At 40.1% G+C, this 21,205-nt stretch carries 19 protein-coding genes and 2 tRNA genes; 12 read left to right on the forward strand and 9 right to left on the reverse strand.

The window, feature by feature from the left end; all coding sequences use genetic code 11:
- Positions 1-4 precede the first annotated feature (4 nt).
- Positions 5-1,033 (forward strand): quinone-dependent dihydroorotate dehydrogenase, encoded by a 1,029-nt coding sequence (locus HDE70_RS26435; RefSeq protein ID WP_183867312.1) that lies wholly within the window; start codon positions 5-7, stop codon positions 1,031-1,033.
- A 103-nt stretch (positions 1,034-1,136) separates the two neighbouring features.
- Here the strand turns inward: HDE70_RS26435 and HDE70_RS26440 are convergent, their stop codons facing one another.
- From HDE70_RS26440 to HDE70_RS26450, 3 genes are all read right to left on the reverse strand, one after another.
- Positions 1,137-1,319, reverse strand: coding sequence for a spore protein (locus HDE70_RS26440; protein WP_068402833.1), 183 nt, complete (start codon positions 1,317-1,319; stop codon positions 1,137-1,139).
- A gap of 38 nt (positions 1,320-1,357) precedes the next feature.
- Positions 1,358-1,428, reverse strand: a tRNA-Cys gene (locus HDE70_RS26445).
- Between the two features lie 49 nt (positions 1,429-1,477).
- The gene (locus HDE70_RS26450; protein WP_183892328.1) at positions 1,478-2,227 is read right to left on the reverse strand and encodes a TrmH family RNA methyltransferase; all 750 of its coding nucleotides are present in this window, start codon (positions 2,225-2,227) and stop codon (positions 1,478-1,480) included.
- Between HDE70_RS26450 and HDE70_RS26455 the strand changes: the two genes are divergently transcribed.
- A complete protein-coding gene (locus HDE70_RS26455; protein ID WP_183867314.1) occupies positions 2,218-4,593 on the forward strand; it encodes a BamA/TamA family outer membrane protein in 2,376 nt (791 codons plus the stop codon). The two genes, HDE70_RS26450 and HDE70_RS26455, sit on opposite strands and share 10 nt — an antisense overlap.
- 59 nt (positions 4,594-4,652) lie before the next feature.
- On the opposite strand, the gene HDE70_RS26460 is transcribed toward HDE70_RS26455, so the two are convergent.
- From HDE70_RS26460 to HDE70_RS26470, 3 genes are read right to left on the reverse strand one after another with little or no spacing between them, the layout of a single operon-like run.
- Complete coding sequence (locus HDE70_RS26460) at positions 4,653-5,183, reverse strand: hypothetical protein (RefSeq protein ID WP_183867315.1); 531 nt, start codon at positions 5,181-5,183, stop codon at positions 4,653-4,655.
- Between the two features lie 43 nt (positions 5,184-5,226).
- Positions 5,227-7,545, reverse strand: coding sequence for a patatin-like phospholipase family protein (locus HDE70_RS26465; protein ID WP_311676446.1), 2,319 nt, complete (start codon positions 7,543-7,545; stop codon positions 5,227-5,229).
- A 32-nt stretch (positions 7,546-7,577) separates the two neighbouring features.
- A complete protein-coding gene (locus tag HDE70_RS26470; RefSeq protein WP_183867316.1) occupies positions 7,578-8,066 on the reverse strand; it encodes a TspO/MBR family protein in 489 nt (162 codons plus the stop codon).
- Positions 8,067-8,158: 92 nt separating this feature from the next.
- Here HDE70_RS26470 and HDE70_RS26475 point away from each other — a divergent pair, with 92 nt between their 5' ends.
- Positions 8,159-8,713: an acyl-CoA thioesterase gene (locus tag HDE70_RS26475; RefSeq protein WP_183892329.1), complete on the forward strand. Its 555-nt coding sequence runs from the start codon at positions 8,159-8,161 to the stop codon at positions 8,711-8,713.
- Between the two features lie 14 nt (positions 8,714-8,727).
- Here HDE70_RS26475 and HDE70_RS26480 read toward each other — a convergent pair whose 3' ends face one another.
- Positions 8,728-9,498: a DeoR/GlpR family DNA-binding transcription regulator gene (locus HDE70_RS26480; RefSeq protein ID WP_183867318.1), complete on the reverse strand. Its 771-nt coding sequence runs from the start codon at positions 9,496-9,498 to the stop codon at positions 8,728-8,730.
- Positions 9,499-9,782: 284 nt separating this feature from the next.
- On the opposite strand from HDE70_RS26480, the gene HDE70_RS26485 reads away from it, so the two are divergent.
- The 4 genes from HDE70_RS26485 to HDE70_RS26500 are packed head-to-tail and all read left to right on the forward strand — an operon-like array spanning position 9,783 to position 14,497.
- On the forward strand, positions 9,783-11,369 hold the full coding sequence (locus HDE70_RS26485; protein WP_183892330.1) for a glycerol-3-phosphate dehydrogenase/oxidase: 1,587 nt from the start codon (positions 9,783-9,785) through the stop codon (positions 11,367-11,369).
- A 43-nt stretch (positions 11,370-11,412) separates the two neighbouring features.
- The gene (gene glpK / locus HDE70_RS26490; protein ID WP_183867320.1) at positions 11,413-12,927 is read left to right on the forward strand and encodes a glycerol kinase GlpK; all 1,515 of its coding nucleotides are present in this window, start codon (positions 11,413-11,415) and stop codon (positions 12,925-12,927) included.
- A gap of 24 nt (positions 12,928-12,951) precedes the next feature.
- A complete protein-coding gene (locus HDE70_RS26495) occupies positions 12,952-13,680 on the forward strand; it encodes an MIP/aquaporin family protein (RefSeq protein ID WP_183867321.1) in 729 nt (242 codons plus the stop codon).
- Between the two features lie 40 nt (positions 13,681-13,720).
- A complete protein-coding gene (locus HDE70_RS26500; protein WP_183892331.1) occupies positions 13,721-14,497 on the forward strand; it encodes a hypothetical protein in 777 nt (258 codons plus the stop codon).
- 285 nt (positions 14,498-14,782) lie between these two features.
- Here the strand turns inward: HDE70_RS26500 and HDE70_RS26505 are convergent, their stop codons facing one another.
- Positions 14,783-15,151, reverse strand: a complete 369-nt coding sequence (locus tag HDE70_RS26505; RefSeq protein ID WP_183892332.1) for a hypothetical protein — start codon at positions 15,149-15,151, stop codon at positions 14,783-14,785.
- Between the two features lie 152 nt (positions 15,152-15,303).
- Here HDE70_RS26505 and HDE70_RS26510 point away from each other — a divergent pair, with 152 nt between their 5' ends.
- The 3 genes from HDE70_RS26510 (at position 15,304) to HDE70_RS26520 (ending at position 17,262) form a co-directional block, all read left to right on the forward strand.
- On the forward strand, positions 15,304-15,549 hold the full coding sequence (locus tag HDE70_RS26510) for a DUF3253 domain-containing protein (protein WP_183892333.1): 246 nt from the start codon (positions 15,304-15,306) through the stop codon (positions 15,547-15,549).
- A 116-nt stretch (positions 15,550-15,665) separates the two neighbouring features.
- Entirely contained in the window at positions 15,666-16,253 is a 588-nt protein-coding gene (locus HDE70_RS26515) for a Crp/Fnr family transcriptional regulator (RefSeq protein ID WP_183867325.1), read from the forward strand.
- Positions 16,254-16,503: 250 nt separating this feature from the next.
- Positions 16,504-17,262, forward strand: coding sequence for an SDR family NAD(P)-dependent oxidoreductase (locus HDE70_RS26520; RefSeq protein ID WP_183892334.1), 759 nt, complete (start codon positions 16,504-16,506; stop codon positions 17,260-17,262).
- Between the two features lie 232 nt (positions 17,263-17,494).
- Here HDE70_RS26520 and HDE70_RS26525 read toward each other — a convergent pair.
- Positions 17,495-17,566, reverse strand: a tRNA-Arg gene (locus HDE70_RS26525).
- Positions 17,567-17,765: 199 nt separating this feature from the next.
- On the opposite strand from HDE70_RS26525, the gene HDE70_RS26530 reads away from it, so the two are divergent.
- On the forward strand, positions 17,766-18,656 hold the full coding sequence (locus HDE70_RS26530; RefSeq protein ID WP_183892335.1) for a UbiA family prenyltransferase: 891 nt from the start codon (positions 17,766-17,768) through the stop codon (positions 18,654-18,656).
- Positions 18,653-21,205 (forward strand): PEP/pyruvate-binding domain-containing protein, encoded by a 2,553-nt coding sequence (locus HDE70_RS26535; RefSeq protein ID WP_183892336.1) that lies wholly within the window; start codon positions 18,653-18,655, stop codon positions 21,203-21,205. Before HDE70_RS26530 ends, HDE70_RS26535 begins: the two co-directional genes overlap by 4 nt.

Genomic DNA, 21,205 nt, shown 5'->3' on the forward strand with positions numbered 1-21,205 from the left:
ACTCATGTATCGTTTAATCAAGCCTTTATTTTTCAAATTTGACCCGGAGAAAGTTCATTACTTCGTAGTCCAGCGACTAAAATGGTTCCATGAACACTTCCCTTTAGGTAAAACTATCATCAGAAGTAGTTTTGATATTCATATCAAAGGACTGGAACGTGAAGTTTTTGGTATCAAATTCAGAAATCCAGTAGGCCTTGCCGCAGGGTTTGATAAAAACGGAGAATATATCGAAGCGTTAAGTGACCTTGGGTTCGGATTTATCGAAGTAGGGACGGTAACGCCTTTGCCTCAGCCGGGAAATGATCAGCCGCGAATGTTCCGGCTAACTGAAGATGAAGCGATCATCAACAGAATGGGGTTCAACAATAAAGGGGTAGATACCCTGGCAGAACGTTTACGGGTATTGAAGCTGAAAGATAAAAGTATCGTGATTGGCGGGAATATCGGTAAAAATAAAAATACACCGAATGAAGATGCTGTTTCTGATTATGTGAAATGTTTTGACCGTTTATTCGATGTGGTAGATTATTTTGTAGTCAATGTCAGTTCTCCAAATACGCCGGGCTTAAGAGCTTTGCAGGAAAAAGAGCCGTTAACCTTACTGCTTAAAACTTTACAGGAGCGTAACCATAAGGATGGGATATCCAGGCCTATTTTATTAAAAATTGCACCTGATCTGACTAATGAGCAATTGGATGATATTGTAGAAATCGTGATGGAAGCTGGTATTGCGGGCGTAATTGCGACGAATACTACTATTGACAGGTCAGGTTTAACCACAGCGGCAGAAATAGCGAATGAAGCAGGTGGTTTAAGTGGTAAACCCTTAACCGTACGTTCAACAGAGGTGATCAGGTATTTATCTCAGAAATCAAATAAGGCATTCCCGATTATAGGTGTAGGAGGGATTCATTCTCCGCAGGATGCTAAAGATAAAATTGAAGCGGGTGCTTCACTGGTACAATTGTATACCGGTTTCATTTACGAAGGTCCGGGTATTGTGAAAAGAATCTGTAAAGCATTGGTTTAACAACCAATGCTTTTAAAAGAATAAAGCCTGCTTGAAAAATGACAGGCATAAAAAAACCTTTCTGATTTCAGAAAGGTTTTTTTTATGCTTTTAACTTTAGAACTTATGCTCTTAAAGCCGCAGAAAGCTGATCTAATAAAAGATTGTTTTTAGCTAACTGATCTTTTTTAGGTTGTTGTGAACGACTACCTAATTCAATGTTTGTAGCTAGTTTCAAAGTTTTAACCTCTAAACGTGAAGTTGTTTTATTCTTTCTGTCTTTTCTTTTTAGTCTTGTAACTGCCATGGTCTTAACCTTTAGTTTTTTTATTTAATATAAATCTGAGGTCGAGAGCGGATTCGAACCGCTGTACGAGGTTTTGCAGACCTCTGCCTAGCCACTCGGCCACTCGACCTGTTTTGAATTCAGGTTGCAAAAATAGCAATTAATACTTAACCTGCAATTTATTTCTGCAAATTTCTACTAATATCTGCACAAAAGATTGCTGCCGACACCGCAACGTTCAATGAATCAGCCTCTCCAACTCTTGGAATCGTTACCGGATTATTAATTAAAATTTTCACTTCATCACTCACGCCCTGTCCTTCATTGCCTAAAATGACAAGGCCTTCAGTTCCCCATTTTGTTTCATAAAGACTATTTCCATTCAACATTGCACCAAAAACCGGAAGTTTAATATCTTTCAACCAGACCGGCAGCTCCTGGTAACTCACATTTACCCTGCACAAAGAACCCATGGTTGCCTGTACAGTTTTCGGATTATAAACTTCAACCGTGTTCAAAGAACAAATTACGTTTTTAAATCCAAACCAGTCAGCGGTTCTGATAATTGTCCCAAGGTTCCCCGGATCCTGTATGCCATCCAGGACAAGAGAAAAATTATTTTGCAAGGTACTTTTATCAAAAGCAGCAGTTTCAGGGATATGAACCAGTGCCAGAATGCCTTGTGGGGCCTGCAAAGTACTAATCTTCTCTAATTCGGCGTTGTTTACTTCAAATAACTTTATATTTGAAGGTAATTTAGGTAGTAAAGACTGGTATTGGGCCAGAAAATAGATACTATGAATCTGGTAAGCTGAAGGAATGAATTCTACTATTGATTTTATTCCTTCAATAATAAATAGCCCATGCGCTTTGCGGTACTTTTTTTGATGTAACGATTTTATAAAACTTATCTGAGACTTTGAAAGCATATCCAATTTGTAAAAAGAAATTCCAGTTTCCCGCAATATTACTATTTATTATTCTTTTTGCTGCTGCCTGTTCCTCTACAAAATTTATTGAGAGCAATCAATCCATAGTAAAAGTAGTTGAAATAGATAGTATTCCTTCCAGGTATAAAGAAGAGGCAATGAATTATATTCAGAAAGATATTCGTCCTGCATCCCGCCTGGGGATCAATGTTGGGCTGTACAATATTTTTTACACCTTATTCAAAACAAAGGCCGTAGGTAAAAAAGCACCTGTGCTGGATAGTACACTGGTAGAAATTTCCAGAGGTCAGGTAGAAAAGTATCTGATGAGTAAGGGTTATTTTATGGCGAAAGTCAGATCAGAGATTAAAGTGAAAAACCAGCGGGCACAAGTCGATTTTATCGCCACTCCAGGACCGGCCTTTTTTATAGGAAAAGTAACGACCACTATTCCTGATCCGGCTGTCAGAAAGCTGTATAAAGAGGATAAATCGTTTAATAGTCACTTGCACGAAGGCGTTCAATATGACGATGACTCGCTTTCAGTTGAGCGGGAGCAGATTTATACGATGATGAAAGAGCATGGTTATTATGACTTCTCCAGGCCTTATGTAAGGTTTGAGGTTGATTCTACCCTAAATAAGAGTCGGGCAAATGTAGCGCTGTTTATCGATACTCCTGCCAATAAGGGAAGTCATACACAATATATGATCGGAGAAACCAATATATTGGTTGCACCTTCGACCGAAGGCTTTACAGATTCAATCACCTTAAATCCACGGATTTTCAGAGGCATACGATATACTGATTTGTCGAAACGTTTCAGGAGAAACCCAATTGTCAGGTATGATTTTCTAAAACAAGGAGATGTTTATGATGTCAATAAAGAGACTTTAACCTATGACCGTTTATATGAACTGAACGTTTTTAAAAACGTGAAGATCGAATATGTAAAATCCAAAGACAGTGCAAATATTCTGAATCCGCTGATTCAGTTAACTCCACAAAAGCGGATGAGTAACCGGGTAGAGGGGGAGGTTCCTTTTAATGCCGGTACAGTAGGATTTACCCTGAGTAATACTTATACGAATAATAATATTTTCAGAGGGGCAGAGCGGTTTGAATTTCAGGTAAAAGGTGGCCTTCAGTCCAGGATCGGGCAGGGCGGTTCCTTATTCAGTGATATTTACCAGCGTGATTTCTCTGTGAGTGCTAACCTGGCAGTACCGAGGCTGATGGTTCCATTTAGTATTCCGATGATGGGGAAAAATGGAATGCCAACAACCACGTTTTCTACCAGTTATATTTACTCGCTGCAAAAAGATTTCTTTGTACGCCGTGCATTACTGAATTCCATTACCTATGAATGGGTGGAGACGAAGTCGAAACTGCATTCCTTTACACCGCTTAATTTTGAATATAGATTTGGAGGGTTATTAATTGATACGAACACTGTAGATGGAAAAACTACTTTTCTGAATAATATTTATAATATCAACCTGCTGACCAGAAAAGATCTGACCATCGGGATGAAATATGCCTATTCCCTGAATGCCAATAAACTGCTGCTTAATAAAAGCTTTATTTATTTCCGGGGAAATATAGATATCGCCGGTAATATGCTGGATGGGATTTCCAAAATTATTGATACCAAACATGATCCTTCCACAGGAGATTATGCGAAAATTCTGGGTTTACCTTTTAATCAGTATGTGCGTCCTGAAGTTGATATACGCTGGTATAAAAGTTTAGGATTGGACAGGCAGTTTATCGCGCGTATTAATGGAGGTGTTGGAGTTGCTTATGGTAACTCGGTAGCCGTTCCTTTTGAAAAGTTATTCTTTGCGGGTGGTGCCAGTGGGGTGAGAGCGTGGCAAGCCCGAACATTAGGCCCCGGTAATTATAACCGCGGAATCAGCTTGCCTACAGAACAACAACGGAAAATCTCTTATGGTATAGATCAATTGGGGCAGATGCACATTGAGGCCAACCTGGAATACCGTTATAAATTAATTGATAACTTTTTTGGTGCGAAACTTAAAGGTGCTGTATTCCTTGATGCTGGTAACGTATGGAATATATCTCCCGGCAACCCAAATCCTGAGACCTACTTTAATTTTAAAAACCTGGGCAATCAGATTGGTGTAGGTACCGGCGTAGGGTTCAGATATGATTTACAGTATTTTGTATTCAGGTTTGATGTCGGTTTGAAGTTGAGAGATCCTCAGTTTGAACCAAAAAATCAGTGGGTAATTGAGAAGTTATTTAGCGGAAGGAAAGAATTTCAGGATGCTTATAAACTGGCTAACAGTCCGGATACTTACCGGTTTTTCCAATACAATTTTGGTATAGGGTTACCATTCTAAACAACATAAAAAAAGGGGTGTATCCAAAAGATATACCCCTTTTTTATATCCATATAATATTAAAAAGCCCTTTTTAAAGTATCAAATGTGGTTTCAAAGAAGGTCGAAAGATTCAGCCCGTTACTATGGTTAAAGTAGATAAAGATCAATAAAATAATCACTGCATAAATAATCAATTTCCTGAAGGCAAAAGCAATGAAAACCAGTAGTACAGGGAAAAGAATCATCCAGATGCTATTGATCGTAAACGGGTTCAGGCTTCCGTCTTTTTTATAGATGTAAAGCAATTTGCTGTGTGTGCCTTTATCATTCTGATGTTTTACATAAACGAAAGATGATTTGTCAATTTGTAAAGGTAAAATAGCTACACCATCATTAAACTTTAAGGTTTGTGTGAAACCGCTAACCGTAAAGGTATACAGGCCATTGATCTTTTCCAGCGGACGATCAAGCGAGTCGGCAGCAATAATAGCCAGTTTGCTGTTTTTGAGTAAGCTTTCTTTAACGATGAAATTGTCGATGTCTGACTTTTGGGCATAGCCGGCGCTGGAAATCAGCAGGAATAATAAACAGTAATATATTGTTTTCATTGGTCTTGATATGGGTTTATCCAGGAGCAGGCACCTTATGGTTTTACTCAATGGAGCGTTTGTTGTAAATGAGATACCCCAAATGTAGTAAAACGCCGTTTCTTTTTATCGGATCATCATATAAATTATAACTCAGGCTGACCGGGCCCACTGGTGTATGGTAAACAAGGCCTGCGGTTCCCGCATAATGAATATGATTAAATGTAGGGCTGTTTTTTACATCCTGAAACCCATTCTGGGTAATTTCCTGGTAAGGTAAAAATAGAAAAGCTTCTACTCTGAGATCCAGATTTTTACGGAGCTTGTAGATGTTTTTCAAGCCTCCTGCCACATAAGTACTTGCTCTGAATTTCTCCAGGAATAAAGACCTGCTGTCCTGTAACGGATAAAATGCTGGTGCGACCAGCAGCGTGGAATAGTAATTTGAAAACAACGGCTGATTGGATATTACACCTTCTACCAGGTAGCCAAGAGTGTATTTGCCTTTGTGAAAGAAATAATTTTCATCGCTCAGTTTGGCATTAAACCAGGCTCTGTGTTTTTCATTTTCTTCTATATCTGTTGAAACCCCGCTATTCCTGGAGATATTGCCGGGCGTATAAGTTTCCACACCATTGAAATAATTAACACTGAGCAGGAAATTCCTGCCCCGGGTAGCATACTGTTTCCGGTTAAAAGTATTCTGTTCAAAAGCTACCGTAGTTCTGGATCCGTTGAAAACAGTTTTATCTAAGATGTCACCAATATTAAAGGAATTGGTAGGACTATAATGGTCATTGTTGTTGATGAATGAAGTGCTGAGCGTGATCCTGGTATTGCGGTTCAATGGGATCCCTGCTTTAAGTTCAATCTTTCTGTCCGACTGCTCAATATAAGTGGGGTGCGGATTTTCAATAAAAATCTGGCTCGTATTATAGAAGTTAAAGTGATTATAAGTCATTTCGCCGCTTAAAAAGAAAGGTAATTTTGAAGGATAATCAATACGGCCATTGAGTTGAACAGACTCGTAAAAACGACCCGAATAAAAGTTCGTACCGAAAGTATAAGCCTTGCGGTCGAGATAGTTATACTGCAAACCAAGGAACACGTTACTAATTGGCCGGCTGGAAATATTACCACCAAAATCAAGTTTAAAGCTCCTTTTGGGTTTGGCTACGATGCCGAAAATATAACTATCAGATTCCGGGTTGTAAGTTATCTTTGGGTAAATAGTTTCGAAAGTTTCATCTGCTACCAGTTTATAATAACCCTGTTTGATATCTGCCAGGTTAAAGGTTGGTTTATCGCTTTTAAACAGACGTTCGATATAGCGTTTCTGCTGACTGTTCACACCCGTCACCTTCACATCGCTAAATACCAGCTGCGGCTTTTTATTGTTGAAAATGCTTCTTTTAAGCGCGAGTTCTTCGGAGCTGACCCTGCGTTGTACCGATTTCAGGATTCTGGGCATATCAGCCATCGTTGCATCATATCCTTGCTTAATCAGTTCGGCAACAGGGCTGAAGTTACTGGAACTAAAATCCTGCAGATCGGGTTGGATGTAGATTCCATTTTTACCAACTAAAGTAGAATCTGATTTAGATAAAAACATGAATAGCATCAGCCTGTTGATCAGGCGTTCATCCCCGGTTTTTGGATACTCCTTAAAATTTTTGGAAGACACATTTGCGCCGATAATATAATCGGGTTTGAACTCTTTTTGCATTACATCGGCAGGGAAATTATTATATAACCCACCGTCAAATACATATTTATTGTCCAGTTTAATTGGTCTGTAGATCATCGGGACAGTCATCGTAGCCCTTACAGCCTCGGCCAGACTGCCACTTTTTACCGTGATACTGGTTTGTGAAAATATATCAGATACCATGCAGCGGTAAGGCACAAAGAGATTGTTGAAATTATCTTTGGCTATGGCCGATGCTTGTGATAACAATTCAATTAAAGCGAAGTTTAAAGGGATGTCATTCACCAGGTTAGACCGGAAGTTTACCCGTAAAGCTGTGTCGATAGAAAGTTTAGCCGTAATCAAAGAAGCATTGATACTGCTTTTCTGAAAGAAGAAACTATAGTCACTTTTAAACCTGCCGCTTACCCAATCCTGAAAATCAGTAGTGAGTGCTATTTTTTCAATTTGTTCCGGAGAATAGCCCGATGCATAAAGCGCGCCTACAATTCCACCCATTGAAGTTCCGGTGATATAGTCAATCGGAATATGATTTTCTTCGAGTGCCTTCAATGTTCCGATATGCGCCAAACCTTTAGCCCCGCCTCCACTGAGAACTAGTCCAACCTTTTGCGCATTGGCCTGAAATGTGCAAAAACAGAGTAAACCGAGAAAGATTTTCTTTAAGCAGATCACTTTCCTAAATTACAGGTTTTCTTTTAGAAGCGCTAGTTTAACACGTAAATATTATAAGTAAGCAGCGTTGCAAAACTTACCCATAAAAAGTAAGGGATGTAAAGTAAGCCTGCGGTTTTGTCAATCTTATAGAAAACTATGCCATTCACCAGGATGGCTGCAAGCAAGAAGATCATCTCAATCAGCGCGGCACCGATCAGCTGATGGTAAAAGAATAAATATGACCAGCATAAATTCAGAATCAGCTGGATAAAGTAAAATGCGATCGTTCTTGGCAGATGTGTAATCTGTGCTCTTTTATTCCAGACCAGGTAAGCAGAAACTCCGGTCAGGATAAATAATAAAGACCATACTGGAGGAAATAGCCAGTCAGGCGGGTTAAAAGATGGCTTTTCCAGAAAAGGGTACCAGGATTTGATTGTCTTTTGCGTAATGTATCCCCCGATGGCACCAAAGGTTAACGGAATGAGCATATTGATCAGGAACGGAACAAATTTAAAGCGGCTTTCGGTGCTTGTCATGTACAAGTATTTATTTTCCTTCCGATCAATAATCATGCCCGCCAGATTTGTCTGTTTTACAAAAAAGGCTAAATTGCAATCAAAAAAACAGCATGTCAGAATATAAGCCCGTTGCAAGTTCCCAGGTTACTTTAACAGAGCTGATGATTCCTTCTTACTCGAATTTCGGAGGTAAAATACACGGAGGTATTATCCTTGGCTTAATGGACAAAGTAGCCTACGTTTGTGCTGCAAAACACGCCGATGGATACTGTATTACAGCCTCTATTGATGTGGTTGATTTCCTTGCCCCGGTAGAAGTAGGGGAGATTGTTTCTTTGATGGCTTCGGTCAACTATGTAGGAAGCAGTTCTATGATTATCGGCATCCGGGTCATTTCAGAAAATCTTAAAACCCATGTAATCAAGCATACCAATACCAGCTATTTTACGATGGTAGCTATAGGGGAGGATAATAAGCCTAAACAAGTTCCTGCATTGCTTTTGAAAAACAGAGAAGATATCAGGCGTTTCTTTCAGGCGATGAACAGGAAAGAGCTGAAGAACACTTATAAGAAAGACGAAGCTAGGTTAAAGCAAACCGCCTATGAACACCATAGCTTTATGGACGCGCTAAGCAGAGAACGTTGTAAAGTTGAACTGGAATAAAATTCCCCTGAATTTTATTCCCTGACAATGGTCACGCTGATCCCTTTGTTCTCCATTAATTTAACCAGTGCCGGTGATATACCGTCATCGGTAATGACATGTTGAATCTGATCCAGAGAACAGATCTTTCCTAAGCCTCTTTTTCCCATTTTAGAGCTGTCTGCCAGTACAACTGTAATCTGTGCAGCATTGATCATCTTTTGATTCAGTCGTGCTTCCATCAGGCTGGTTGTAGTCAGCCCGGTTTCAATATCAATTCCATCTACCCCTAAAAATAAGATGCTGCAAGACACGTCTTCTAAAATCTGTTCCGCATAAGGCCCCATTACGGAAGATGAATTTTGTCTTAACTGACCGCCAAGCTGTAAAACCTCGACATGTAAATGGTGTGATAGTTCAAGGGCAACATTTAACGCTGAAGTTACTACAGTCAGATGTTTCTCTGGATGTATAGCTCTCGCTAAGGCTAACATGGAAGTTCCTGAGGCAATAATGATAGAATCATTGTGACCAATCATATCGGCAGCTGCTTTAGCGATCTGTCTTTTTTTATCTGCATGGATCTGCTCTTTTTCCGCAACTGGTTTATCATTGGTGTAGGGGTTCGTTTTGGAACCTCCGCCATGGGTACGGAAAAGTAATTTCTTATCTTCCAGAAGCTTCAGGTCCTTACGGATAGTAACATCAGAAACTCTCATTTGTGTGCTTAGTTCCTGTACATTGACAAAACCTGTTTCCTGAAGTTTCTTTAAAATTAGCTGATGTCTTTCGGTGATACTCTTCATTCCGGTTTAGTTGTTTGGAGGTTGCGTTAACCAAAAATAAGAAAAAACCGGAAGTTTTTTCAGTTTAAGACCTTATATATTTCACCTGATGTTTCGTTTTGTTTCGGTTTCAGGTTATTGTTTTCTTCTCTTTGTAGATAAACATTCTTTATATGGTGTTTTTGAGAGTTTATGAAATAAATAAAGGTTCTTATTGATTTTTATTTGTTTTGAAATGTTTTATTTTATAAATTTGATATAGAAAGCGAAACAAATCGTTAGCTCATATAAGGAGGCCGTTACACATGAACACAAATAGAAAAGAACTCATAGGAAATATTGTTGATCCGGAAAAGGTTTGGGATGTAATTGTAGTTGGTGGTGGAGCAACAGGCTTAGGTGCTGCGCTTGATGCAGCCAGCCGGGGTTATCAGACCTTATTATTAGAACAAGCTGATTTTGCGAAAGGAACATCCAGCCGGAGTACCAAATTAGTCCATGGAGGCGTGCGCTATCTGGCGCAGGGCGATATCGGACTGGTTAGGGAAGCCTTATATGAACGTGGTTTACTTTTAAAAAACGCAGCCCATTTAGTGAAAAACGAATCATTCATTATTCCAAATTATGAATGGTGGGGCGGTGCTTTTTATACTATAGGATTAACATTATATGATTTGCTGGCTGGCAAACTGGGCTTCGGCCGTGCCAGACATATCTCTAAAAAAGAAGTCATCAGCAAACTTTCTACTATACAGCCTGAACATTTATACGGAGGAGTAGTTTACCACGACGGACAGTTTGATGATTCCCGTCTGGCGGTTAACCTTGCGCAGACTAGTCTGGAACAAGGGGCTACGATTTTAAATTATATCCGCGTCACGAGTTTAATTAAAGACGCGCAGGATAAAGTTGCCGGTGTTGTGGCCACAGATATAGAATCTGGCGTTACTTATCAGCTGAAAGGTAAAACGGTCATTAATGCGACCGGTGTATTTGTAGATGATCTTTTACAAATGGATAAACCGGGTAAAAAACCACTGGTCAGATCAAGTCAGGGTGTCCATTTGGTGATTGAGCGTTCATTTATGCCAGGTGAAGATGCGATCATGATTCCTAAAACGGATGATGGCAGGGTTTTATTTGTTGTGCCATGGCATGATAAACTGGTTGTGGGCACTACAGATACCCCATTAGATCAGCATAGCCTGGAGCCGGTAGCGTTAGAGGAAGAAATTGAATTCATTATGCGTACAGCAGCAAAATACCTGGTTAAAGCACCAACCCGTAAGGATGTGCTGAGTGTATTTGCAGGTTTGCGCCCTTTGGCAGCGCCAGAAGACGGATCTTCTAAAACAAAAGAAATTTCGAGAAGTCATAAACTGATCGTAACTACATCCGGGCTGATTACAATTACTGGTGGCAAGTGGACAACTTACCGCAGAATGGGTGAGGACACGATTAATAAAGCGATAGAAGTTGGTAAATTACCAGTCCGTCCTACCAAAACAAAAGAACTTTCTATTCATGGCAGCAAAGCAGATGTAAACCGCAATGATCACCTTTACATTTACGGAAGTGATGAAGCGGCCGTGTTAGCCTTGGGAGATGAAAATCCAGCCTGGAAAGAAAAGCTGCATGTACGTTTACCTTATCTTAAAGCCGAAGTTGTCTGGGGTGTCAGGCATGAAATGGCACGTACTGTGGAGGATATTTTAGCCAGAAGAGTAAGAGCATTATTCCTGGATGCACGTGCTGCGATTGATATGGCGCCAGCTGTAGCCAAGCTGGTAGCGACAGAACTTCAGTATGATGAAACCTGGGAAAAAGAGCAGGTTAAAACTTTCAGAAAACTAGCTCAATCTTATTTATTAGAACCTTACACGCCTGAATAGAAAATACTCAGCGTCAATTAAACCAATATAAATCAATAAAGTTATGGAAGATTACATTTTGGCTCTGGATCAGGGCACAACGAGCTCTCGTGCAATTATTTTTGATCATAAAGGACAGATTAAATCAACGGCACAGAAGGAATTTACCCAGATTTTTCCACAATCAGGATGGGTAGAACATGACCCGAATGAAATTTGGTCTACGCAGGCCAGTGTAGCGGCAGAGGCAACGGTGAAAATAGGGATCAACGGTTCTAATATCAAGGCAATTGGTATTACGAATCAACGTGAAACGACCATTGTATGGGATCGTGAAACTGGTGAACCTGTTTACAATGCGATTGTCTGGCAAGACAGGCGTACCGCAGAATTCTGTGATCAGCTTAAAAAAGATGGTAAGACTGATATGGTCCGTGCCAAAACGGGATTGGTAATTGACTCTTACTTTTCAGGTACAAAAATAAAATGGATTCTTGATAATGTAGAAGGCGCGCGTGACAGAGCAAATAAAGGAGAGCTGGCATTTGGAACAGTAGATAGCTGGCTGGTCTGGAAATTTACAAGGGGCCATGTACATGTGACCGATATTACCAATGCAAGCCGTACCATGTTGTTTAACATCAGAACGGAGGAGTGGGATGATGAATTACTGGAAATGCTGGATATCCCAAAAAGTATGCTCCCTGAAGTTAAACAATCCAGTGAAATCTACGGAGAAACGACCACCACTATTTTCGCTTCAAAAATACCGATCGCCGGAATTGCGGGAGATCAGCATGCTGCGCTTTTCGGACAGATGTGTATTGAAAAAGCCATGGTTAAAAACACTTATGGAACCGGCTGTTTTATGCTGATGAACATTGGTGATGAATTCATGGAATCAAAAAATAACTTATTGACTACAGTTGCCTGGAAAATTAACGGTAAAATACAATATGCCTTTGAAGGAAGCATCTTCATTGGAGGAGCAGTTGTACAATGGCTCCGTGATGGCTTAGGTGTGATTAAAAAATCTGCTGATGTAGAAAAACTGGCTGCAAGTGTTAAAGACACGCAGGGAGTTTATTTTGTCCCTGCATTTGCTGGTTTAGGTGCGCCTTACTGGAAACCTGATGCAAGAGGTACTATTGTAGGACTGAGCAGAGGCAGTACATCTGCACATATTGCGCTTGCTGCACTGGAATCTATAGCCTACCAGACCAGGGATGTTTTAAAAGCAATGGAGGCTGATGCTGGAATGGAAATTAAAGAATTAAGAGTCGATGGCGGGGCAACTGCAAACGATCTGCTGATGCAATTTCAATCTGACTTGCTGAATTGTAAAGTGATCCGTCCGAATGTAGTGGAAACTACAGCTTTAGGAGCTGCTTATTTAGCGGGATTAGCAGTTGGTTTCTGGGATAGCGTAGAAGAGATTCAACAGTTATGGAAGTCTGAAAAAGAGTTTGTTCCTACAGGAGATCAGACGGTGATTAAAAAGGGGATTAAGAATTGGAAGAGAGCTATTCATGCTGCACAAAGCTGGAATGAAGAGTTACCTGATGCAGATTCAAACTAATTATTCACCTTTAATTTTACCAGAATGACTCCATTCATAGCAGAACTTATAGGTACAATGTTACTTATACTTTTAGGCGATGGCGTAGTAGCCAATGTCGTATTAAATGATACTAAAGGAAATAATAGCGGGTGGATGGTTATTACCACTGCCTGGGGACTGGCAGTTTTTGTAGGGGTAACAGTTGCCGGCCCTTATAGTGGTGCGCATTTAAATCCTGCGGTCACTATCGGTCTTGCAATAGCCGGAAAATTTGCCTGGGCAAGTGTGCTCCCTTATATAGCTGCACAGTTAATAGGAGCGGGGATGGGTGCATTCCTGGTTTGGGTGATGTATAAAGACCATTTTAACAAAGACAATGATCCGGCAGCTATGCTGGCCTGTTTTTGTACCGGCCCTGCTATCCGTAATTACACTTCAAATATAACCAGTGAAATTATCGGTGCATTTGTATTGGTATTTACAGTTTTCTATATCACCGGAGCTGAAATTACACCCACTAAAATACCTGTTGGTTTAGGCTCTGTCGGAGCTGTTCCTGTTGCTTTTCTGGTTTGGGTGATTGGCCTTTCATTAGGAGGGACTACCGGATATGCGATTAACCCGGCACGTGATCTGGCGCCCAGAATTATTCATGCTTTAGTACCTATCAAAGGGAAGGGCACCAGTGACTGGACTTATGCCTGGATTCCTATTCTCGGTCCGGTTGTGGGGGCAGCGATAGCAGCTTTTCTTTATTTACAGCTTCACTAATCAGCAGTTAAACAAAACAGAACTTCTTAAATAGATTTTTATGAAAATGATTTATAAAGGTAGCCTTGGGGCTATACTAGGGCTATGCCTTTGCCTTTCTGCGGTGGCTCAGGACTTGACAACGCCTAAAACTGATACTGTCGCAGTGAAAAAATATAAACCCTTTAATGTGAATCTGCAAGTGCGTAATTTATACTTGTGGCGCGGATTTAAGGTTTCAAACAGTCCGATCACTGATGTAGATATGCATTATACCACTAAGGATGGAAGCTTTTCTGCTGGTTTTTGGGGCGGGGCCGGTTTTAACGGGGAATACAAGGAATTCGATTATTATGTGAGTTATGTTAAAAAGGGTTTTAACTTTTCGGTTTGGGATATTAACAACGTAACGGATTTCCCTAATGCTAACCTGTTCGACTATAAAAGAGCTACTACTTCCCACTTTATTGACGTAACTGCCGGATATCAATTCGGAGACGCCTTTCCGATCAGTATTAACTGGAGTACAATTGTACAAGGCAGAGATACGCATGTAACGAGTAATGGAAGTCTGGCTAATAATTATTCCAATTATGTGGTGCTTGATTACAGAGTCTGGAAAGAGGAAGGAACGAATGTCCATCTTTTCGCAGGTGGCGGATTTGCGTTTGGCAGAGATGAAAATTTTTATGGTTCTAAACCCAATGTTGTCAATGCTGGTGTCACCTTAAATAAAGACCTGGTAGTTTTCAGTCACCATATGCCAATTGCAGCAACTGCAATGTTTAGCCCTGAGCATAATTACGGGGCGATCCAGTTAATCGTCAACGCGTTCTAACAAAAAATCTTTTTTTCCTGTAAACACAAAAAACCAGCCGGAAGGCTGGTTTTTTTGTAGTGTAAAATATATACATTACTGTTGTGTGTGTTCCATAGGTAGATGATTCACAATTCAATATTAAGCTTATCAATTGACTTATCATTTCATTATTACACCAACACCCGTTTCCCCTACGTGAATGTGCTAAATAATTGATATTTATGTTGATAAATCGATAATTTTAAGCGCAAAGTGGTAACATTCGTGGGTTTTGTTACATGAAATATTTGGAAGATTCAGATTTTATCGTGGTATGGTCACTGACATCCTCCCATCTTTAGTACCTCCAAAAAAGCTATTGGAACGTTTATCCAGTTTCTGACCTTTAAATTTGATGATGATTTCGCAATCACAGAACATGGTGTATATGATATCAATTTTGTCTCCCGGAAGAACATCTTCAGTTTCGTAATCTCCCGTTCTTCTCTCGCGGACGCTTAATATATTTTTTGCTGTTCTGTTATTAAAAACGTCAATGACATAAGGGTCTCTGGAATTATAAGGATCATTGTTGCTCACTTCTACTTTTAATCTATTGGAATTCAAGTCTTCTTTTTTGCATCCGGTCAGAAAGAATAGCAGGATGGCTGAAATTGTAATCAGGTATTTCATTGCGTGTATAAATTGTAATTAATGTGTTTTGATTACAATAAAGACGATAAATGTGTGAATACCCCTATATCTATTGGTAAAGCTTTTAAGGCAGCACGTGAAGCAGGTCTTTAAAATACCTTCTTGTAAAATATCTATCTTTGTTAAGACATATGCAACGGCAAACAGATATATTACACACCATTTTGTCCATCGCTATACAGCGGGGGCCTGAAAAAAGTACATGCCCATCTGAAATTGCTCGCATGCTATTTCCTGAAGACTGGCGAAAACATATGAAAAACGTAGTCGACGCGGCTATTGATTTGCATAATCAAGGTAAAGTTGTGATTACACAAAAGGGGATACCAATTGATGTGAATCAGATTAGGGGCCCTATCCGCATTAAAATTATTTGAACTTCATGTTTTGCAATGAAGTAAACTTAAACAAACAGTCTTAATTGGTGATTTACGATGTTTTTTTCTTTTATCAGGCAGCTTGAGTAAATTGCGGATAATTATATAATTGAACTATGTCCAATTTTGAAGTGTTTTTCGATTACATTCAGGAAATATCAGGCAAACTGCTTTCAGAGAATGATAAACATTTGTTGATGGTACATTTCAAGCCAAAAAAACTTCGAAAACGGCAATACTTTTTACAGGAAGGAGACGTATGCAAATATATAGGGTTTGTTATCAAAGGATCTGCCAGGACCTTTACAGTAGATGAAAAAGGGCATGAACATATACTGAAATTATCTGTGGAAAATTGGTGGCTGGCCGATTTTGAAAGCTTTTACCTGTTAACGCCAAGTCGCTTTAATATTGAAGCGCTGGAAGATTTGGAGGTTCTGCAATCAACCAACACCCAAATTGAAGAGTTTCTTAAGCATATACCTGCCTTTTCAGCGATGGCGAACGTAATCAATCAAAATTACACCATTGCAAACCAGAAAAGAATGCAAGCTGCTATGAGTTATACGGCTGAAGAGCGTTACGAGGATTTGATTAGCAATTATCCGCATTTTCTAAAACGGTTCCCGCAAAATATGATCGCTTCTTATCTGGGTTTATCCCGGGAAACCTTGAGCCGGATAAGGAAAAACTCTTTTAAATAGATATTTATCTTTCAACTCAAATATGCAGTTGTAATCTTTCTGACTTTCTGCTGCCTGGTTTTTTCAGGTGTCTTAAGTTTCTTTTATACAATTAGTTATCCGATGAACGTGATTCAGATCACAACCATGGATTATCATAAATCACAGGCATTTAGTGATTCATGTCAATTAACAATTCGTTAAGGGGCTGCATCTTTGGATATACTTCAGAGCGGAAAATATGCCTGAAGAATATTAACAATTAGAAATCATGAGTATATTAGAAAACAAAGTAGCGGTAGTTACAGGTGCAGCAAAAGGAATAGGTGCGTCTATTGCAAAACACTTTGCAGCAGCAGGCGCAAAAGTAGTTGTGAATTATGCCTCAAGTAAAGAAAGTGCAGACAGGGTGGTTAAGGAGATAACTGATAAAGGAGGCCTGGCCATTGCCGTACAAGCCGATGTCTCGGACCAAGCCGATGTGATCAGGCTATTTGAAGAAACCAATACGGCTTTCGGCCCGTTGGATATTTTGGTAAATAACGCGGTCCATCAGGGATACTTACCTGTTGAACAGATATCGGTGGCAGCTTTTCATCAGCATTTCAACGTCAATGTTCTGGGGCCTATATTGACTATCCAGGCATCGTTAAAAGCATTTGGCGATAAGGGCGGCAATGTCATCAATATCAGCTCGGGTGCAAGCAAATACCCTCTTCCGGGCGCCTCGTTGTACTCTGCCACTAAAGCGGCATTAGACGCTATTACGATTGCATTATCGAAAGAACTGGGTGCAAAGAACGTTCGTATCAATTCTATTTTGCCGGGTGCGACGGATACAGAAGGTGCGGCTAGCGCAGGTGTAACCTCTGGCAGTGATTACGAAAAGATGTTTATTGCCAAAACACCGCTTGGCCGCAGAGGTCAGCCCGAAGATATTGCGAAAGCTGTAGTATTTCTTGCTTCCGATGACGCAGCCTGGATTACAGGTGAACAAATTAGCGTTTCGGGTGGAATGTATGGTTTTTAAAATCTATAAAAAGAATAAAATTGCTTGTTAAAGCCTGTCCTTTGATGGATTGACGAGAATGAAAGCTACCCAAAGCAGTGGCGATTTACTGTAATTGGTACTGAGAATAAAGCGAAAATTTTAAACAACACACCATAATTGAGGCCCCACTACTAAATAGTAAGGGGCTTTTTTATTTTGGAAATGCTTAAAATAAAAAAGGGATACAATTTTAAAACTGTATCCCTTTTTGTGTCCCTGAAGGGATTCGAACCCCCATCGTTGGTACCGGAAACCAAAATTCTATCCATTGAACTACAAGGACATTTCGGCAAATATATCAATTTGATTCATTTATTCTGAATTCTCCTGAAAAATAGATGCTCAAATTGTTTAAATCGCACGAAATAAATTGTTACCGATATCAAAAACAACATTTGAAATATCAGTTTCTACATTTTCTGCCCCGCTCCCAAAATTAACTTTACATCAATAGCTTATTATTCATCTTAATAATTCAGAAATTGAAAGTAAAAAATGTACTTGCTTATTTCAAGCAAAGGTTCCCCCCGGTAAATATGGTATTGTTTGCTATTCTATTTATAAACGTATACTCCATAGCCTCCTATTTTTCTTCCCAGCCCATAAACTTCAGCGTTAAAATTGGTCTGGGTATCATTGCTTTTATCTCTTTCTTTTTCAGGCTGCGGGTATTCGATGAGGTTAAAGACTATAAAATTGATCAGATCAACCATCCGGACAGAGTATTGCAATCTGGCCGCGTCACCTTAAACCAGTTATTTCTGCTCTCTGCCATACTCACGGTCTCAGAACTGGTCTGGAGTTACTGGAATGGGCCATTAACCTTAATCTGCTGGCTGGTAGCTGTAGGTTATAGTCTATTGATGCGCTATGAGTTTTTCATCGGCTCATTTTTAAGCAAGCGGCTATTGTTATATGCCTGTACCCATATGGTGATTATGCCATTTGTGATGGTCTGGATATGGTCTGCATTTAACTCTGATCTGCATCATACGGCATTGTATTTATTAGCGGGTATCAGTTTACTCTGCGGATTTAGTTTTGAACTTGCCCGTAAAATCCATGCTCCGGCAGCGGAAAGAGAAACCGTAGACTCTTATTCCAAATCTCTGGGCTATGTGACTTCGATCGTTTGCGTCTTGTTGGTTTTACTGATCGGTGTAATCGTACAATGCCGGATATTATACACTATCCAATCAAATTTATGGACGTACATCACCATTTGCCTGTTATACCTGGCGATAGGCTTCCTCTTTATTAAAGTTGTTAAACGGCCGGACGAAAAAAAACTTCGCCTTGCCGAACTGCTGGTCTCTTTATTTATGGTGATCAGCTATATCTCTGTAATCATTGAAATACATCTCAAATCATGATAATCTACCCTGTTAAAAATGTGCCCGGATATACGATCGGAGGTAAAGCAAAAGGACTGCTTAAATTATTGGAAGCTCAGGTTACTGTACCCGATTTTTTAGTACTCCCTGCGGAGAACTTTGATCCTATCGTTAAAGCAAAGGATGCAACTACAGTATCCATATTAGATCAGCTGCTGCGTTTTACACTCAGCAAACCGGAAGAAGAAAAATTACGTCAGATTTTATCCGGATGGGACTTCCCCAACCGGAGTATAATTGTCCGTTCTTCAATTGCCGATGAAGATGGAACACATGATGCATTTGCTGGTATCATGAGCTCTTATATGAATCTGAGAAATTATGAGGATGTCATTGAAGCCGTAGGAAAATGTGCTGCCAGTGCGTATTCGGCTGAAGCCGTAGCCTACAGACAGTACAAACAATTATCAGCTGTGGCAAGACCAGCGGTAATCTTGCAACAGCAGATCGATGCGGACGCCAGTGGGGTTGTTTTTTCAACCTATCCGCAATATCCACAGGAAATGGCTGTTCATGCAGTCTGGGGGCTGGGAGAGGGCCTGGTTAACGGAGAACTCGACCCTGATGAATTTTATCTTTCCAAAAAAGACGGAACAGTCGTTCATCAAAAGATAGCACTAAAAGATAAACTTTATCAGATGCACGATGAAAAAGGTATTCAGCTGCTGGATGTGGAAGAGGATAAACAACAAATACACAGCCTGACCGAAGAACACCTGCGTGAAATATTTACGATTTCAACCCGTCTGGAGAAAAGAAACGGTCATCCGCAGGATATAGAATACGTGATCTCCAGGAATAAACTTTACTTCGTTCAATCCCGTCATATTACCCAGGAAATCCCGGATGTAATTGTCTATGACAATTCAAATATCCAGGAAAGTTATTGTGGGGTAACTACGCCTTTAACTTTCAGCTTCGCTCAGCATGCCTACGCAACGGTTTATTTCCAGACTATTATTCTGTTAGCTATTCCTGAGCAGGTCATCACGACTTACACACCTGTTGTCAACAATTTACTCGGACTGGTTCAGGGCCGAATTTATTATAATATCAATAACTGGTACCGTTGTTTGCAGCTATTTCCTTCTTTTAAACAGAATAAAGAAGATATGGAGCGCATGATGGGGCTGGAAGAGCCTGTTGACTTTATTACCGATACGGAAAAATCCTTCACTGAAAAACTCAGCATGATCTTTCCAACCTTTTTTAATCTATTAAGGTTGTTCTCTGCTTTTAGAAAACTAGAGAAAAGTGTAGCTGAATTTCATAGCCACATCACCAAACACTACGAGCGGTTTTACAAATTGCCAGGTGCATTTGCTAATCCTGTACAGTTGCTGGAAGAAAAAAATCTGCTGGATAAAGAGCTGATGGGCAACTGGACTACCCCGATTATCAATGATCTGTATGTGATGATGATGAACGGGAAAGTAAGACGTAAACTACTCAAAGCAGGTATTTTGGATACTGATGAATTTCTAAGCAGGTATTTAGCAGGTAACCAGGAAATCGAAAGTGCCCAACCTGCGATATTGATGCAAAAACTTTCTTTAAAAGCGATGGAGCAGGAGGCACTGAAAGCGCTGATTATTCTTTTGCCTGATGATGTGCACATGCAAATTAAAGCGCAGTTTCCAGCATTTTACAAAGAGGTGGAAGGTTTTATCCATGTCTATGGTGACCGTACTGTAGGAGAGTTAAAACTGGAAACGATTACAATGCGTTTGTCGCCTAAAATCTTTTATAGTTACCTGCGCAATTATCTGACCACGTCTAACTCTTTTCAAACCTCAGCTTTGTCTCATTTACATGAATCGGCAGTAAAAGATCTGGAAGAGAAACTTAAAGAGCATTCTGTATTCTTTAAAAAGACAGTCTACAAAAGTCTGGGTAAACTGCAAAAGTCAATTCAATACCGGGAAGCCTTGCGTTTAGAAAGAACAAGACTTTTCGGGATGTACCGTACTTTATACCTGGCTGCGGGTGAATTATTGAAGGAGAAAAAAGTATTGACGGAGGCACGTGATATCTTTTATCTGACTCAGAATGAAATAGAAATATTATTACTGGATAAACCAGGATTTGAAATCGCTGGTGTGATAACGGAGCGGATAGCCACATTTGAACAATATAAAAAGGAAGAAGTGGCCGCTCAGGTTACGATCCCGCCTTTACGCAGTACTAAACCAGAGCCCGTAGATGAAGATCCTTCTGTTTTGCGGGGTACAGGCTGCGTTCCCGGTCAGATTACTGCGGAGATCATTGTAATAGACGGGCCGGATAGCGATTTGGATGTGAGTGGTAAAATTGTTTGTGCTTTACGTACAGATCCTGGCTGGGTGGCACTTTTCCCGACTTGCAAAGGCGTACTGATTGAAAAGGGATCTGCTTTATCCCACTCCGTTATTTTGCTGAGAGAATTTGGAATCCCGGCGATTATCAATATTCCGGGGCTGACCAAAAAGTTAAGCAGCGGGCAACAAATCAGTATGGATGGTTCAACCGGAGAGATTAAATTATTATAA

It is taken from the genome of Pedobacter cryoconitis, from assembly GCF_014200595.1.
Lineage (GTDB): Bacteria > Bacteroidota > Bacteroidia > Sphingobacteriales > Sphingobacteriaceae > Pedobacter > Pedobacter cryoconitis_C.